Annotated in this window: 14 protein-coding genes and 1 riboswitch; of the genes, 11 read left to right on the forward strand and 3 right to left on the reverse strand. The window is 36.3% G+C overall.

Annotation, left to right across the window (positions count from 1 at the left end; genetic code table 11):
• Positions 1 to 360, reverse strand: a 360-nt coding sequence (locus GD441_RS08155) for a DUF4372 domain-containing protein (protein WP_153125579.1), incomplete at its 3' end; no start/stop codon positions are given.
• A 205-nt stretch (positions 361 to 565) separates the two neighbouring features.
• Here GD441_RS08155 and GD441_RS08160 point away from each other — a divergent pair.
• The 10 genes from GD441_RS08160 to GD441_RS08200 all read left to right on the forward strand — a co-directional run bounded on the left by GD441_RS08160 (position 566) and on the right by GD441_RS08200 (position 12,338).
• On the forward strand, positions 566 to 802 hold the full coding sequence (locus GD441_RS08160) for a hypothetical protein (RefSeq protein ID WP_153125581.1): 237 nt from the start codon (positions 566 to 568) through the stop codon (positions 800 to 802).
• A gap of 8 nt (positions 803 to 810) precedes the next feature.
• Complete coding sequence (locus GD441_RS16985; protein WP_191992129.1) at positions 811 to 939, forward strand: nucleotide-binding domain-containing protein; 129 nt, start codon at positions 811 to 813, stop codon at positions 937 to 939.
• A gap of 251 nt (positions 940 to 1,190) precedes the next feature.
• Positions 1,191 to 1,427 carry a transposase gene (locus tag GD441_RS08165; protein WP_153125583.1) on the forward strand — a complete coding sequence of 79 codons (237 nt, stop codon included), beginning with the start codon at positions 1,191 to 1,193 and terminating at the stop codon, positions 1,425 to 1,427.
• A gap of 96 nt (positions 1,428 to 1,523) precedes the next feature.
• Entirely contained in the window at positions 1,524 to 1,850 is a 327-nt protein-coding gene (locus GD441_RS08170; protein WP_153125585.1) for a nucleoside triphosphate pyrophosphohydrolase, read from the forward strand.
• A complete protein-coding gene (locus GD441_RS08175) occupies positions 1,843 to 4,287 on the forward strand; it encodes a DEAD/DEAH box helicase family protein (RefSeq protein WP_153125588.1) in 2,445 nt (814 codons plus the stop codon). The genes GD441_RS08170 and GD441_RS08175 overlap by 8 nt, the downstream gene beginning before the upstream one ends.
• 122 nt (positions 4,288 to 4,409) lie before the next feature.
• Positions 4,410 to 4,565, forward strand: a complete 156-nt coding sequence (locus GD441_RS08180) for a hypothetical protein (RefSeq protein ID WP_263862433.1) — start codon at positions 4,410 to 4,412, stop codon at positions 4,563 to 4,565.
• 134 nt (positions 4,566 to 4,699) lie between these two features.
• Positions 4,700 to 5,716, forward strand: coding sequence for a Wadjet anti-phage system protein JetD domain-containing protein (locus GD441_RS08185; protein WP_225434173.1), 1,017 nt, complete (start codon positions 4,700 to 4,702; stop codon positions 5,714 to 5,716).
• A complete protein-coding gene (locus GD441_RS08190; protein ID WP_153125590.1) occupies positions 5,707 to 7,206 on the forward strand; it encodes a replicative DNA helicase in 1,500 nt (499 codons plus the stop codon). Before GD441_RS08185 ends, GD441_RS08190 begins: the two co-directional genes overlap by 10 nt.
• Complete coding sequence (locus tag GD441_RS08195) at positions 7,196 to 7,957, forward strand: DUF6063 family protein (RefSeq protein ID WP_225434174.1); 762 nt, start codon at positions 7,196 to 7,198, stop codon at positions 7,955 to 7,957. The genes GD441_RS08190 and GD441_RS08195 overlap by 11 nt, the downstream gene beginning before the upstream one ends.
• A complete protein-coding gene (locus tag GD441_RS08200) occupies positions 7,935 to 12,338 on the forward strand; it encodes a coiled-coil domain-containing protein (protein ID WP_153125592.1) in 4,404 nt (1,467 codons plus the stop codon). The genes GD441_RS08195 and GD441_RS08200 overlap by 23 nt, the downstream gene beginning before the upstream one ends.
• 430 nt (positions 12,339 to 12,768) lie before the next feature.
• Here GD441_RS08200 and GD441_RS08205 read toward each other — a convergent pair whose 3' ends face one another.
• Complete coding sequence (locus GD441_RS08205) at positions 12,769 to 14,079, reverse strand: ATP-binding protein (RefSeq protein WP_153125593.1); 1,311 nt, start codon at positions 14,077 to 14,079, stop codon at positions 12,769 to 12,771.
• 462 nt (positions 14,080 to 14,541) lie between these two features.
• Positions 14,542 to 14,657: riboswitch (SAM riboswitch) on the forward strand.
• A 96-nt stretch (positions 14,658 to 14,753) separates the two neighbouring features.
• Between GD441_RS08205 and GD441_RS08210 the strand changes: the two genes are divergently transcribed.
• A complete protein-coding gene (locus GD441_RS08210) occupies positions 14,754 to 15,557 on the forward strand; it encodes an enoyl-CoA hydratase (protein ID WP_153125595.1) in 804 nt (267 codons plus the stop codon).
• Between the two features lie 399 nt (positions 15,558 to 15,956).
• On the opposite strand, the gene GD441_RS08215 is transcribed toward GD441_RS08210, so the two are convergent.
• Positions 15,957 to 16,688: a GntR family transcriptional regulator gene (locus tag GD441_RS08215; protein WP_153125597.1), complete on the reverse strand. Its 732-nt coding sequence runs from the start codon at positions 16,686 to 16,688 to the stop codon at positions 15,957 to 15,959.
• Positions 16,689 to 16,693: the final 5 nt, after the last annotated feature.

A 16,693-nucleotide genomic window follows, 5' to 3' on the forward strand; every position in this document is an offset into this window, starting at 1 on the left:
TAAAGGCATGACCCGTTTTGTGTAGTGTGTTTTGGCATGAATTTTTGCGACTAAATCAAGAAAAAGCTTTTGAAATAGATCTGGGTTTATACCATTTAATCGCCGTGACAACTGTGAAATACTAATAGAATTAAGGTCGATCCCCTTTTGAAGTTGGTCATCAAAAAGGCAATCGCTTAGCGCATGGAGACTTTCGATTTCTTCCAATTGCGCAAAAAGCAGTAATTTTAGAAATGACTCTGTCGTTAATTTTTTCGTATAGTAATCTAATTTCATCGTTTTCACCTGTTCTTCAAATAATTGAAGATTTATTGGCGAAAACCATTGTCCAAATGAAGTTTTTCGTGTAATCTTGTCCATGAGTTTGGTCCTTTTTAGTGGATTTGGACGGGTTACCACCTAACTTATCCATTATAAAGGACTTTTTCTTTACACAAAATAAAATAAGTGAAGATTGCGAGTCTTTTTAATATTAAAATTTAATTAATGCAACACTAGTGTTATTTAATAAGAAAAGTATTTTATCATGTAAAGGAGTGAAATTCTTTTAGAAAGAGGCGATGAAATGGAAGTAAAAGATCGTATTGTAAAAGCAGAAATAAATACTATTATTAATGAATTTAAAGATTGTATTGAAATTGGAGTCTATTACTTGGTAGATGGAAGTATTAAAACTTTTGCTACTCTCTGTGATGAAGGATATCCTTGGAGGGACTACACAGGAGTAGGTGTAGCCTTAACTGAAAGAGAATCTGTGAGATTGGCTTTGGAGGATTTGTATAGGCAGGCTTATCCAAATTAAGAGTAGCTATTTACTATAAATTTAGTAATTATGAAGAAACCTCCTTTAAAGGGAATCATTATGTAGAATGCTATATCGTAAAAAATGGAGAATGTGTTGCTAAACAAAGAATTAATGTAGAAATTAAGTTATCCTAAAAATATGTAACTTTGTATAGATTTTTGCCCTCTATTATTTGGAATTTTGCTCTGGTATTATCTGTATTTTTATTGTAATCTAAAAGAGGACACCGATACTGGTAATATCGATGCCCTCCATATGTTATCGAGTCACATGGGGTTTGGTTCATCGAAAGGATTTTTACGAGAACGACCAGGAAGACCACCCTTTTTGAACTGCACCTCCAATTGTTAGACACACAACTAACAATTGGAGGTTTAGTTTTTATATGCCTAAATTTAACATAGAGGAAAAAAAAGAAGCAGTTATTCGTTATCAACAGGGAACGGAGGGGGTAAAATCTATTGCAAAATCTATAGGAGTCCATCATACAGTATTATTAAATTGGATCAAACAATATGAACACCATGGTGAAAATGCCTTTAAAAAGCCCTATACATCCTACACAACACAGTTTAAACTAGACGTACTGAATTATATAAAAGAGACAGGGACGTTCAACTAAATTCAGAGCCATTTTTTTATGGGAGTTTAGAACCCTCCTAATTTTTTGTAATGCTCTTTGATATAATTGAATTATCATAAATTTGGAGGTAACTATATGCCTGTTTATAATAAATTAGTTCGCGATCGTATCCCAGAAATAATTGAAAGCACAGGAAAAAAGTTTTCTACTAGGATTCTAGACAACGATGAATACATAAAAGAGTTGAAAAAGAAGAGCTATGAAGAGCTGGAAGAGTATGTGAGTACGACGAGTGATGAAGATGCTCTTGAAGAGTTAGCGGATTTGCTGGAAATCATTCATGCATTGGCGGAATATCATGGAGCTTCGTTTGAAAAGGTTGAAGAAATTCGTCAGAGAAAGGCGGAGAAAAGAGGGGGCTTCAAAGAGAAAATTTTCTTGATTGAGGTTGAAGATGAGTAAGGTTCAATTAATAACAAATCAATTAGGTAAACACATCATAAAACAAATGGAAGCTTCTTCTACGATTTGTATTTTGACGTCTTTTGTGATGAAGTCAGGTGTTGAATATTTACGAGATGCCTTAAAGGCTGCAGCTGAAAGAGGGGCTGATATAAAAATATGTACAGGGGATTACTTATTTGTTACCCAGCCGGAAGCTTTGGAAGAGCTTTTACATATTGATAAAAGAATTGAAGTTCGTATTTGGAAGAGTAACGGAACCTCCTTTCATCCAAAGGCTTATCTTTTTCAAAACGGAGAGCACGAGTGTTTTTTTATTGGGTCTTCTAATCTATCAAAGTCAGCGTTGAGTAATGGTGTTGAATGGAATGTCTCTATTAGTGATGAAAAAGAGGTGTTTGATGAAGCACTGCAGCAATTCTTAAAAACCTTTTACTCCGACCAGACAGTGCCACTAAACTCAGAGACTTTGAAGGATTACTATGTCCGATATGAAGAGTATCATAAGTGTCATCCTCAACTTGCTCAAGCTTGGTCAAAAGCTGAAGAGCTAGATTTAATGCTTCCAACTAAGAACAAGGAAGAGGAGTATGAAGAGGTTATTCATGATCCACCAGTCACCTATGGTGAAATCAAACCTCGTTTTGCACAAATTGAAGCGTTAGAGGAGTTAAATAAGACTCTTGAAGAAGAGTACAACAAAGCTCTTGTGGTCATGGCGACTGGTTTAGGAAAAACGTATTTAGCTGGCTTCTTTTCTCAAAACTTTGAGAGAGTGTTGTTTATTGCCCATCGTGAGGAAATACTGAAGCAGGCCAAGAGCTCTTTCCAGAAAATTATGCCCAATAAGTCATATGGAATATATGATGGGAAGAGAAAAGAAGGAGAGGCAGATATCGTTTTTGCATCCATATTTACTTTGAGTTCTAGGAAGCATCTTCATTCTTTTCAGCCAGATGAATTTGATTTAATCATTGTGGATGAATTTCACCATGCAGCTGCGGATTCCTATAAAAGAGTGATCGATTATTTTGAACCAAAGTTTTTACTGGGGATTACAGCAACACCTGATCGAAATGATAATAAGGATGTCTATGCGATTTGTGATGGAAACGTTGCGTTTCGACTTGATTTTTTAGAAGCTATTGAACGAAATTGGCTTTCTCCTTTTAAATATTATGGAGTATATGATGATACGGATTATAGCCAAATTACCTGGTTGGGTAATCGTTATGATGACCAGGAGCTTTTACAGGTCCAGCTTAGAGACGAAATGGCGAGTAAGATTTTGCAAGCGTGGGTAGATAAAAAACAGACGAGAACAATCGGCTTTTGTTCCTCTATTAAACAAGCAAACTTTTTATCGGAGTATTTCAATCGAAACGGATATAAAACCGTAAGCCTACATTCAAAACAGGTAGAGGTTGGCAGACATGAAGCGATCGATAAGCTGACAAAAGGTGAACTGGATGTCATTTTCACAGTTGACCTGTTTAACGAAGGAGTAGATATTCCTTCTGTTGATACCCTTTTGTTTGTTCGACCTACAGAATCCCTGACTGTTTTTACCCAGCAAATTGGACGCGGGCTTCGACTGCATGAATCTAAAAAGTATTGCGTGATTATCGACTTAATTGGAAATTACCGAAATGCGGATATTAAACTGAGTTTATTTGATAAAGAAGGATTAGCTGGCAAGACAAAAAAGATCCTGCCAGTCGTACCAGAAATATGTGATATTCATTTGGACGTCAAGGTCATAAATTTACTAAAAGAAATGACACGTAAGAAACAGCCTCGAAGAGAAAAACTATTCCATGACTACATGTCATTAAAGCAAGAGTTAGGCAGAAGGCCATCCTACCTAGAACTGCATTTGAAAGGTGCTTCCGAAGCTGCTCATTATCGACAGGAGTTTAAATCGTATTACGGCTTCCTTTTATGGGCGGATGAACTATCAGAACGGGAAAAAGAAGTCTATAAGCGTTATGAAAACTGGTTAGTCGAAGTAGAGAGAACCTCAATGACAAAGAGTTACAAAATGGTCGTTCTTCTAGCGATGCTTCAAAGAGGTACAAGTCATTGGTATGATCCAGTAACGTCAAAGGAGGTTGCTCCTTTTTTCCATCACTACTTAACGAGTAAGGAATATCGAAAACGAATGGATTTTACGGATAACGTTACAAAGAAGCTATGGGAATATGATGAAGAAAAAGTCAGCAAGCTTGTTGCTGCAGCACCTATGAAAAATTGGAGCGGCAGTTCTAAAGGGTTAATAACATATGAGAATGATGTGTTCGAGCTGCAGTTTGATGTGATCAAAGAAGATGAAGAGATTTTATTCAGCATGACAAAAGACATTTGTGAATACCGCCTGCATTATCATTTTGAGAGAGGAAGGCGAAATAGGGAACTTGGTTATGAGAGTCTACAATAGTAGGCTCTTTTTTGTTCCTTTTGATAGGTACTTGATTTTAAATCGGATTCATTAATGATAGGGTGTTATCGTAAACGTTTATTTGTGATGTAATAGTTCATCCTTTATATCAGAAGCAGGGAATAGGAAAGTTCTTGATGGACAAATTACTTGAAATGTGTAAAAAAGAAGGGAATAAAAGGTTCAGTTATTTTCCGCAAAAGGAAAACAAGATTTTTATAAGAATCTCGAATTATTGGAACGAGAGTCAGATGCTCCTTGTATGTCTTTTTAAATAAATTGTTCTTTATAAAATTTACAAAATATATTTTCCCATTAATCACAGAATATGCAGATAAAATTTACTATGAAATTTCCCAATTCAATTCCAAAATGATGATATACTTAAAGAAAAACAGATCGGTGATGGTTCGTGAAAGAGAAATTAATGGATTTTTTAAAAATGAGAAAAAAGAGAACCGTTTCATTAAGTGAGTTGGAACAGTTAGCTTCAGGAACTTTGGATTATGACAGCTTTGCCAGCTGTGTTATGCAATTAGAAGCCGAAAGTATTATTGAAAAAGTCAAGTCACACGGAGAAAATGGGAAAAATCCTTCGTTATCTTATACATATCGAGTTAACAAAAGTCTAGTAAAGCAAGACCTTCAAGAGAAAATAAAAGAAGCCAGACTAATTGTACATCCCTCTATTTACCTCGAGGGCTATTTTCATTTACCTGAAGAACAATGGAAGCAAGACTATCCGATGATTGTAAAAATCAATGAATATTTGAAAAAACACAGCTTCCCAGCTGAACAAGTGCCCGCACCTGAGAGATCGTTTGAAATCATTGGCGATGAAAAATGGATCACAGAAGGTGGCGGAAAAGAACTGTTAGAACGCATTCGTATATGGAAGCTACTCAAAATCGTTCCTGTTTCCGATCCATTGATGTTTGCAGTAAATCCACTCATGATACAAAATACATCGCACAAGCACCTAATCGTTGAAAATAAAACAACCTATCAAGGGCTTCTACCCACATTAACGGAAACTTCCTTTACAACGCTTATTTACGGCAGCGGCAAAAAAATTATCAAAAGCATCGAACAGTTTGATTATCAATTGCCGCTACAGTCTTGCCAGCATCATTTCTATTATTTTGGCGATTTGGATCACGAAGGGATTAACATTTGGTATTTGCTATCGAAAAAAATTCAAGTACTACCAGCTATTCCTTTTTATGAGGCATGCCTAAGCCAGCCTTATGTGTTTGGCAAGCAAAATCAGCGGAAAAACGATGAGGCGATGAATGAATTTTTATCTTATTTTCCAAAAGTACAACTAGCTCAAATTACGTCGATGCTGCAAAACGGAGGCTACTATCCTCAAGAAATCATCAAAACAAATGAATTGCAGCACATTTGGAGGAATGCTTCATGGAAATAAAGGACATCACTTTTGGATATAGTGAACGGATCGCTAGAATTGTTTTGTTTGAACCACTTTATGAATTAGAAAGGAAAAAGCAAGTGGACCTAGAAGGAAACCCGATCGATATGAAAGGGTTAGGGCTGTTGACGCTCTTATTCTTTTTTGAACAAAAGCTGATGCGAAACCATCGCGCAGGGGTAAAAGAGCTTGCTGCTTTTTTACAAAAAGTAACGGAAAATCAAGTAACACTTGATGTGAGTGGATTTGAAGACTTATCCAGAACCATCATTCAAACGTTTCGTCCTGCATCAGGCAAAAAACGTGAGGCTTCTTTTTTTAATTGGGAGACAAAGCAGCTGGATACCGTATATTTTTCGATTTTAAAAGCTCATTCCTTTGATGTAAAAACGAATTCTCAATATTATACACTCGATGAAGACGGACTAGAACTCGTGTTTGCTACGAAAGAGTTTTATAGTGAGTTTCAGTTATCGATTAATCAGCTTATGCTTAGGAAACAGCTAGAAAAAGGTGAATTTAAAGGAGCTCTAAGACAAATTAACGAGATGCGGATTGATGTGGAAGCTTTAGAGGAGCGGATGGTGAAGCTCGAGCATGAAATTAAACGAAATATTATCTCGGAGGATACTCATGCTCGGTATAAAGCTTTGCTTGAAGATATCCTATATCGATTGAACTTAGAGAATGAAGAATTTCAAGAATTGCATGATTTTGTAAAAGAAACAAAAGAACGGCTTTATTACAAGGATCATACAAAGCAGGAACGAAAAACATACGAATTAGTCCTTGAAATTTCAAAGGAATTGGAAAAGGTGCATGCTGCTCATACATCGCTTCTTCAAAAGAGTATACATTTGAAAAATACCGCTCTACAAGCGGCGCAGGAGTCTCTTTATTATGTTGGCATTGACTCTTTTAATTTTGACCAGGATATTACTTCAAGAATGATTAGTTCTCCGCTTCCGTTACAATCTATGAAAGGGATCATGGCTCCATTTTTGAAGGTGCAGGAAACAAAGCAATGGTCGTTATTAACAGTATTTACCGAACAAAATATAACCGAAGAACGAGAGAAACATGAACAAGACGGTTTTCTTGAAGTAAGTGAAGGAGAAACACTACGCTATCAACAAATGATTGCTCGTTATTATGAAAAGTTTATGCAATTATTGTTAGATGCAATGGCTGATCATCAAGCGATCTCAATTGAAGATTATTTTCAGTATTTAAAAACAAATGGATATGAGCACTTGTTAGAAAGCCGTTACGTTTACGACTTTTTTATTCTTCTCCACCACCGTTCTCCGATCCGAAAAAACAGTGAAGGAGAGGACGAACAAACGCATGTATTAGATGGCGTTACTTCGTTGTTAGGCAGCAAGACGCTTTATGTGACCGAACAACCTAGCATCATTAATGGGTCCAAGCGATTTTCAATTCAAAATATGTTGATTGCAGTAGGAGATGAACACAGTGCATTTTGATGAAGCAACCGTTATGAAAGCATTTGATATCTATTCAGTATTATCACGGAATGGAGTAGCAGAAAAATCACTTCTTAGAGACTACATCGCTGATGATGGCGTCCGAGGATTGGTCGATCAATTTGCAAGAAAAGTCGATTGTACGACCATTATTGCAGGTGAACATTTATATATGATTCCGCTTGTAAAACTGTCCCCATTTCATGTAAGCAATGACTATTTAAAGCGAACGTATTTAAAAGCAAATGCAACAAATACCGACCTTTATCTTTTATATTTTGCAACGATTATTTTTCTAGGTGAATTTTATGATAGCTATCATTCGAAAGAGCCGACGAGAGATTTTCTCCGATTAGACGAATGGGTAACATGTGTGAATAAGCGAATCGAATCACTGAAGGAGCATTCTGAAGAGGATTTAAAACAATATGAAAAGGATTTTTCATACAATTGGACAGCTATTATTGAAAAATGGGATGCAATGGATGATTTAAAGGAAACAGCAAAGAAACAAACGGGGAATACGATCAGCCGTCTAAGCTTTTTAGACACGGTGAAGCGATTTTTAGTCGACCAGGAGATTGTTGAGGAAATCGGAAATCAAGAGCTCAGTTTAACAGAAAAAGCTAAAACGATTGTCCAGCGCTATTTTATGGAATTGGAATATAACCGAGGAATACTAGAGTTTCTATATCAGTTTGAAGCGGATAAAGAGGGGGTCCAAACGAATGCCGTCGATCTCGAGAATTAGATTTACGAATGTCGTTTATGAAGGTGGCAATAAACGGTACAATGATGAAATTTTTGTATTTGATGGCCATAATGGTGCTATTTTGCTTGAAAACGGAGGAGGAAAAACCGTTTTTATTCAAACGGCGATTCAAGCAGTTCTTCCTCATGTTGACTTAGCGGATCGAAAAGTTAAAGACACGTTAAAGCTAGAAGATGCTCCAGCTCATATTGCCATTGAATGGATTTTACATGAACGACCTCGCCGCTATGCGGTTACGGCTGTCTCGTTATTTTTAACCAAAAACGGACTCGATTCGTTCCGTTATGTCTATGAATATGGGGAGCATGACAAGCATTCACTCGTAGAAATTCCATTTGTCAAAGAGTTCGCTGGGAAAATAAGAGCTGCCGATCGTTCCGAAATACAAGAATACTATTCTTATATGTCGCAAAACTATTTGAATGCCAAAACATTTGATACGATTAAAAACTACAAACAGTATTTAGAAGAAAACTATCATATTATACCTAAAGAATGGGAAAGCATCGTAAAAATCAACAGTGCCGAAGGAGGAGTCGAGCATTTTTTTGATGAGTGCAAAACAACCGGACAATTGTTTGACCGCTTACTCATTCCAACTGTTGAAGAATCTTTGGCTGGTTTTCAAAAGCATGAGTTTGCTGAAACGTTTGAAAAACATCGCACAAGCTTTAAAGAATATAAACAATTAAAAGAAAAAATCGCTGAAAATGAACGGATTAAAGAAAGATTAGATCAGTATGTCAAAAGATTTGCAAGTCTGGATGAGAAAACACACGAATATGAAAGAGCAAAGGAAAAAGCAAAGGCGTACTATAACCTTGCGAAGAATCAACTGAATGAAGCAGAAGAAGAACAACTGAAACTTCATGAAGCGTTACAGGACTGGCAAGAAAAAAATCATCTTTTTGCTCAAAAGGAAGCTTCATATGAAATTGCAAAGGAACAACAAAAGCTAGCTGAAGTTTCAATTAAACTCACTGAACATATGTATCAGCGTGACGAAATCCAAATTCAATTGAATGAAACGGATTCTTTCTATTACTCTTTAAAGCTAGCGGAAATGAAGAAGAACTATGAAACCGAAAAGCAAAGAAAAGTATTCAATGAAGAAAAACTGAAGCAGTTGGATCAAGAGCTAGATACGGAGGAAATAAAAGAAGCTTTACATGAGAATGCTCGCCAAATTAAAGGGTATTTCGTTGAACTCGAAGAAAAGTTAAAAAATAAGCAGCAAGACATTCAGTTTGAATGGAACTCTGTTCAAAACACACTGGAAGAAGAGGAATCCAATTTAAAAACATTAATGACTGAATTAAATGAGCTTTCGAAACTAACTACTTCCAAAGAGACAATTGTTGAACAGAATCATAAGGAAATGAAAAATCTTTTGGCTGAAGCTTTGTCAAATCCAATGCAAGAAACCATTGAAGAGCAGCTACCCATTTGGATTCAAACGACCACCGACTTAGATCAAGAAAACATAACACTCATAGAAAGAAATAAACAGATAAAAAAAGAAAATGAAGGTCTTAAAGAGAAGCTGAAAGAAAAGCGTGAACAATTGCAAACAGCACATAGAAAACAAGCTGAAATGCAATCGACAAAGAATCGATTTGAACAAGAGCACCAAAAGCTTAAGTTAAAATTAGCAGAACGGAAAATGATATGGGCTCGCGTTGATTCTGTTTATTTAAAACAAGATTCCATTGAAAAACAAATGCTAGAGGATATTGAAAGAGTGTCTAGTGAACGGGAGAGGCTATTGAATCAAGAACGGCTGGCCTTTCGCTTTGTCGATGATTATGCAACTCAAGACGTGTTTTCAGCTGACTCATATATGTTTAAGCAAATCGAGCAATGGAAGAGTCAATTCACCTATTTAGAAACAGGGGTTTCATATATTCATTCGCTTGGTTTACATCTAGATGGGATAACGGAGAACTATTCTCTTTGGCCCATTACGATCGTAACTACGAACAAAGAAAAGACAAAGCTAAAAGAGAAAGTTCAACATGTTCATGAACAGCTGCAATATCCAATCATTGTTTTATCGCTCGATGAAGCCTCAAATCTTGTACAAGGAAACCATTCATTGATATTCGAATGGATCCAGCCAAAGCATTGGAGTACAAACATGGATCCCGAGAGCTTTGCTCATTGGAAAGAGACCATCCAGCAAACAGCTCAGGAAGCAAGGCAGCAACGTCAAGAAAAAGAGCAGGAGCTAAAAGCTTGGACAGAGCTGCAAAAAGATTGGGATGATTTTTTCCATCACTTCCCTTTTGCAGCTTATCAGGAATTGACGGAGAGCATTTCAAAACTGAGCGATGAAATGTTTGCTCTATCTTCTGAAGAAAAAGATCTGTACATAAAATTGGAAGAAAATGAAAAAGAATTTGAGATTAATGAAAAAAAACGTCAGGAAAACAGCGATTCTATTAATGGATTTGAAACTAAAATTGAAAAAGCTCAAAAATACCTGAAATTGAAAAAAGAAAATGAAGGAATTGAAAAAGAATTAGTATTTATTAGGGCTAAGATTCAAGATTTCGAAACAAAAGCTAGCAGGTTGAAGAATCAAATACATGACCTGCGAAATCAAGCCAACGATTTAAAGACTGAGCACAATCAAATTTCTAACCAAATTTCACTAACTATACATGAAAATAAACTTTATAAAGAAGTTAAAACGGTGGATCCATTTTTTACAGAAACGAATCTTGAAGTGTTAGAAGAAAAAAGACAAGAGCTTAAGCTAGAATTAGAAAAGATTTCAAAAGACCGTGGGCAAATCGAAACAGCGATTCAATTTTCAAACCAAAATATGGAACGCTATGAACGAGAGATGGATCAGCTTCGTAAAGAAAAAGAGGATTTGAATGAAGAGCTTGTGTTTCCACTGAACGGAACAGAAAAAATGAATGAGCTGTTGAATAAACGTACAAAGCTAAAATCTCAGTTAAAAACAGCTTCTGAGCAAGTAGAACAGCTCACCCGTAAGCATGATAAGCTAGTTGGTTCCATAGAAAACATGAAAAGGAAAGTAGAAAAGCTGTTTGAATTTGAAGGACATCTCGAGATAATTAGCCAGCAGCTAAATGAAGAAAAGCAATCTCTTGTATTAAGAAAAGAACATCTTGATCGGTCTTTAATGCAAGTTGAAAAGCAAGTAAAAGACATTCATACAGCCGTCATTGAATTTCAAAAATACGATACGAAGCATAAATTTTTACATTCATCTGTAAAAGAGGCGCTCCTGTCTTCTGAAGAAATCATGGAATTTACGTATGCCCGTATTCAAATAACAAAACAAATGATCAAACAGCTGGAAGATGCATTTGATGAAAAAGAAAAAGAATTGAAAAAAGTAGAAAATGAAAAAATGAATTACATTCATTTTTGCCGTAACGAAATATCTGATGGTCGTATGCAGGAAACAGCCATCCGAGGTATTGAAAGCAAACATACGTATGAAGATGTGCTGAAATATAAAGAGTTGTTAGAAGGACGAATTCGAACCGCGATTAAATACGCTGAGCAAAATATGATCACTCATGATCAGCAGCTTGAGCAATTCATCATTCATGTTCATACTCATCTACAAAAAATTGTAGATGAACTAAAATTAATTCCAAAGAAAACGAGCGTTAAAATCGAAAACCAGTGGAAAGAGATCTTTGCTTTTACGATTCCAGAGTGGGACGAACATGCTGGAAAAGCTGAAATCCGAGCGTACATCCATTGGATTCTCGAACAGCTAGATAAAGATGTGTATAAAGATGAAAATGGTCGTGAAGATGTCGGAAAAATGAAGAAGGACTTGGAAAAATGGCTACAGTCCAAACAGTTATTGCAAGTTGTGATGAAAAATCAAACGATGAAGGTTAGCTGTCGCAAAGTGACAAATGATAACAAAGTGACGAAAAGCTTATATTCCTGGGAGCAGTCAAACGTATGGTCTGGAGGAGAAAAGTGGAGCAAGAACATGACGCTTTTCCTTGGCTTATTAAACTACATTGCTGAAAAACGACAGCACATTCAGTCAATTATGAAGCGCCACCGTACCGTCATTGTGGACAATCCATTTGGAAAAGCATCCAGCGACCATGTACTACAACCTGTATTTTTTATTGCGGAACAGCTTGGATTCCAAATCATCGCGTTAACAGCTCATGCAGAAGGTAAATTTTTACGAGATTATTTCCCGATTATTTACAGCTGCCGCTTAAGACAAGCAGAAGGAAGCGAAAAGCAAATTATGACAAAAGAAAAAATCATTCATCATGCTTTCTTCCAAGACAACGATCCACAATCGCTAGAAAAATTAGCAGAATTTGAACAGATGGAATTGTTTTAATGGAAAAGGCCTGCTACAAAACAGGTTGATATGAAGAAACTTTAATAGGAATCCAATAAGATCCTATCGTTTGATAAATGAATGTACCTAATAGAAAAAGGAAAGCACGTATTAACAAGGGCTAATATGTGCTTTTTTTTTATAAGTATTTAGGTCTTGATAAGGAATACGAATTTTATGAGATGAACCACGAAGAAGGCTTTATTTTTCAAGTATAGTATTGGAACCGTTTTTGACTAATCTTATCTCGATTAATAAGAGGATAATAAACTTTGCAAATACTTTCAGTAGCTTACGAGCATAGGCGTAACTTTACGGAGCCATGTTTAAGAGAATTCTACCTATCCGTAAAAAAACCTCATTCCTAAAAGGAAAGAGGCTCGTATAGTTTTGACTAATAATGATTATCTATATTTCTAAAAGTATGTCGTCACGCTATTTGATCTTCCACTACAGATTTTTCTTCAGAAAGATTGTCTAGCTTTTCCAAAGGGAATTCAATAGTTACAATGGTACCTCGACCTTCCATGCTTTCGATGTCGAATGTGCCTTTATGCTTTTCAATAATTTTCATGGTGGTCATGAGTCCTAGGCCAGTGCCTTTTTCTTTGAGGGTGTAGAAGGGCTGGCCAATATTAGGTAGCTGGTTCTTTGGAATCCCGATGCCTGTATCCTCGATCGTAACTCTTAGTCGATCATGATTTGGAGAACAGTTCAGCTTGATTTGCCCACCGTTAGGCATGGCCTCGATGGAGTTTTTGAAAATGTTAATAAATACCTGTTTCAGCTCATTTCGATCACATAGCAGGAAATGCTTGTCATTCATAGGTTGAAAAATAAATTCTACATTATGTAATAAAGCTTCCGGTTGAAGTAAGTGGACGACATCATCTAGGATTTTCGTAAAATCATAGAGTCGAAAATCCTGTGCATGAGGCTTTGCTAGGATGAGAAAATCATTGGTTACTTGATTAATTCGATCAATCTCTTCCATGATTACATCATAATAAAATGGATTTTGGGAGGATTCTCTCATAATTTGTATAAATCCCTTAATGCTTGTTAAAGGATTTCTAATTTCATGAGCTATTCCCGCTGCAATTTGTCCCACAACTGCCAGCTTATCAGATACCTTTAATTGTTCTTCTTGTTTTTTTCTTTCGGTAATATCACGTAATACAAGTTGTACGCATCTTTTCTCATTAAACTGACATACAATGGCCTTTGACTCTACAAAGCATGAAGAACCATTTTTCGTGATCAGCTCATATTCACACAAATCCAACATAATTTCCTCAGTAGAGCTATAAATATCTTTTTGACGCTTCAAAATCCTTTCATGCCCCGATGGATGAGTGAAGTCTAGCAATGTTTTACCAATCACTTCATTTTCATGATATCCAACAAGATTGAGGGCAACGGAATTCGCATAGATAATACGGCCTTTTTCATGCATTACGATTCCATCAGGATGTTGATCGATGAGCTTTTTGTACCGGATTTCTCTTTCCAGATTTCTTCTAATGATTTCTTTTTCACGGAAATAAGGGACAATGACATACAAACAAAAGGAAGAATAGACAAAGTAGATTAATAGAAATACATAGAGGGAATGATCGGTCACATGTAAGTTAGATAGCTGTAGGACGATGACGAGAATGGAAAACATCATAAAGAAAAATAAGAGGGAATAAATCAAGGATAAATGATATTTAAGAAACAAGAGTGCTTTTTGCAGCATGTACGAGTGAACTCCCTTACAACTGGATTAGTAATATACAAATAAGGAATACTAAGATTATCATACCAACATTTAACGAAATTTACCAATGGAAAATTGATTCATAAAACAGAATGAACCGATCTGAATAAGAAAAAGGCTACCGCAATTGCCAAAAAGGAAGAAGGAAGATTCACGTTTGTTTCACTAATCTTTTTTTTATTTTTCTGTTTTTAATCACTTGGTTTGAACCTTTTCAAGTTATTCGTATTATGACTTGGCTTAAAAATATAAGTTAACTTAATGCTTGGAATAATGAACCATAAAGGACCTCCAACTGTGAGGTCTTTTATTGTTCTATCCATGTTCAACAATGTTATTTAACAGGGCCATTTTTAAAATGGAGTTGTCGGAATGGGAAAATGGTGGTAAAGTTAAAAGTAAGATTTTTCTAAAAATTTAAAAAATAAATGTTGGATGTTTTACTTATCCAGAGTGGTGGAGGGAAAGGCCCTGTGAAACCACGGCAACCCCAATATTTTAATAAATGGAAGGTGCTAATTCCTGCTAATGTCAACAAAGCTTTAGTAAGATAAGTGAGAGACTAATATAACTGGAAGTGGTCTTTCCTTATCTAGGAGAGGCCGCTTTTTCATTTTCAATACAACGAAACAAATGTGAGAGGTGGAATGAATATGGGCTATATCAAGTATAAGGAAAAAGGGAAGATTGGAACGATCACGCTTAATAATGAGAAGCAGCGCAATGCCCTTTCGTTAGAACTGATTAAGGAATTTGACGCACTTCTAAGTGAAATTGCCAGGGATCGTAGAGTAAATGTAGTAGTGATTCAGGCAGAAGGGAAAGTGTTTAGTTCAGGTCATAACCTAAGAGAAATTGATGGGCGTCCAGAAGAAGAGGTAAGGCATTTATTTGATGAATGCCAGATTTTAATGGAAAACCTCAGAAAGATCCCACAGGTTGTCATAGCAAAAGTACATGGAATTGCAACAGCGGCAGGCTGTCAACTAGTTGCAGCTTCGGATCTTGCAATAGCTAGTGAAGAAGCAAAATTTGCAGCACCTGGTGTTCATATTGGACTATTTTGTAGTACACCAGCGGTTTTCATTAGCCGGAATCTTGGACGGAAAAAAGCAGCTGAGCTATTGTTTACGGGTGATTTTATTTCTGCGGAGGAAGCACTGATCCATGGGTTAGTAAATAAAGTCGTGCCACATGATCATCTGGATGAAGAAACAGAAAAATTTGCAGCTTCTGTTGCCCGTCATAGTCTACCAGTATTAGAGATTGGTAAAAAACAATTTTATACTCAATTACAGTTCGAGGATTTTGATGCTTTACGATATAGCTCAAAAGTGATTTCTGAAAGCAGTCAGCTACCGGATGCCGTTGAAGGAATTAAAGCCTTTTTAGAAAAAAGACCTGCACAATGGAGTGATCGAAGAGAGGAAGCATGGAAGGGAGAATCTATATCGTAAGTACTAGCTTAACGGTTCCTTCGGAAGAAATTCGCGAGTATAGATGAAAAAATAAGTCAGCCAAAAAGGTAGATCAATGAGTTTCTTTGAAGGAAGCGATAGCACAGACTAGAGCGATCGCCCAGAACCAGCTGTTGAAGAAACTAATATTTTATACCAATTAGATCGAGTTAGTGCCAGTTTTGTTTTAGATAAAAAATTTCGTAAACAATCGCATAGCAATGTGATTTAAGGTGCTTATTACCCAATTTCAAAGCTTCTTGAAAGGTCAAAAATAACCACTGGAAGATGTCGCACCTTATAATATTTCTTTTGCATGAAAAATCGATTTGGACAAACTGGAAAAACCAATAATAAAAAAGAGAAGACCTGTATCAAGTCTTCTCTATAAATCTTTTACTAGCTAGAGGTTCTTTTCATTGTATGAACGAATTTGTATCGGTCAGCTCGATAGGCGGATTTTACAAATTCGAAGGGAGTACCATCCTGTAAATAGGATGTACGTAGGATTAGCAGGACGGGAGAGCCTTTTTCAATTTCTAGGTGCTTGACTTCAATTTCCTTTGCGCTTGCTGCTTCTATTTGCTGGGCTGCTTCACTAATTGTTAGCAATAAGGTATCTTCGATGTACTTATAGAGCGATTGATTAATGATTTCTTCAGTCAAACCTTTTACCAGATTGGCAGGAAGATAGGTGGTTTCTAAAGCCATTGGAACATCATCTGCCAAACGTACACGCTGGATTTCGTAAACAGGGGTATTTTCTTTTAGTTTTAATCGACTGGCAACTTGAATGTCAGCAGGGATTATTTGAAAGGACAACAGCTTGCTGCTTGGCTTCATTCCCCGTTCCAACATATCTTCTGTAAAGCTTGTTAAACCTTGGAGCTTCTGTTCTACCTTTTGCTTATTGACGAATGTTCCTCGTCCTTTTTGGCGGTATAAATATCCTTCATTCACCAGATTGTTAATAGCTTGTCGAACGGTCATCCGACTTATTTGGTAACGCTCCGCATATTCACGTTCAGAAGGAATCGCTTCATCTACCTTCAGGGCACCGCATTCAATCTGGGATTTAATGTATTCTTCAAGTTGATGATAAATTGGAATAGGTGAATTTTTATCAATCATAGGCA

The sequence above is a fragment of the Peribacillus tepidiphilus genome (assembly GCF_009466385.1).
Taxonomy (GTDB): domain Bacteria; phylum Bacillota; class Bacilli; order Bacillales; family DSM-1321; genus Bacillus_BN; species Bacillus_BN tepidiphilus.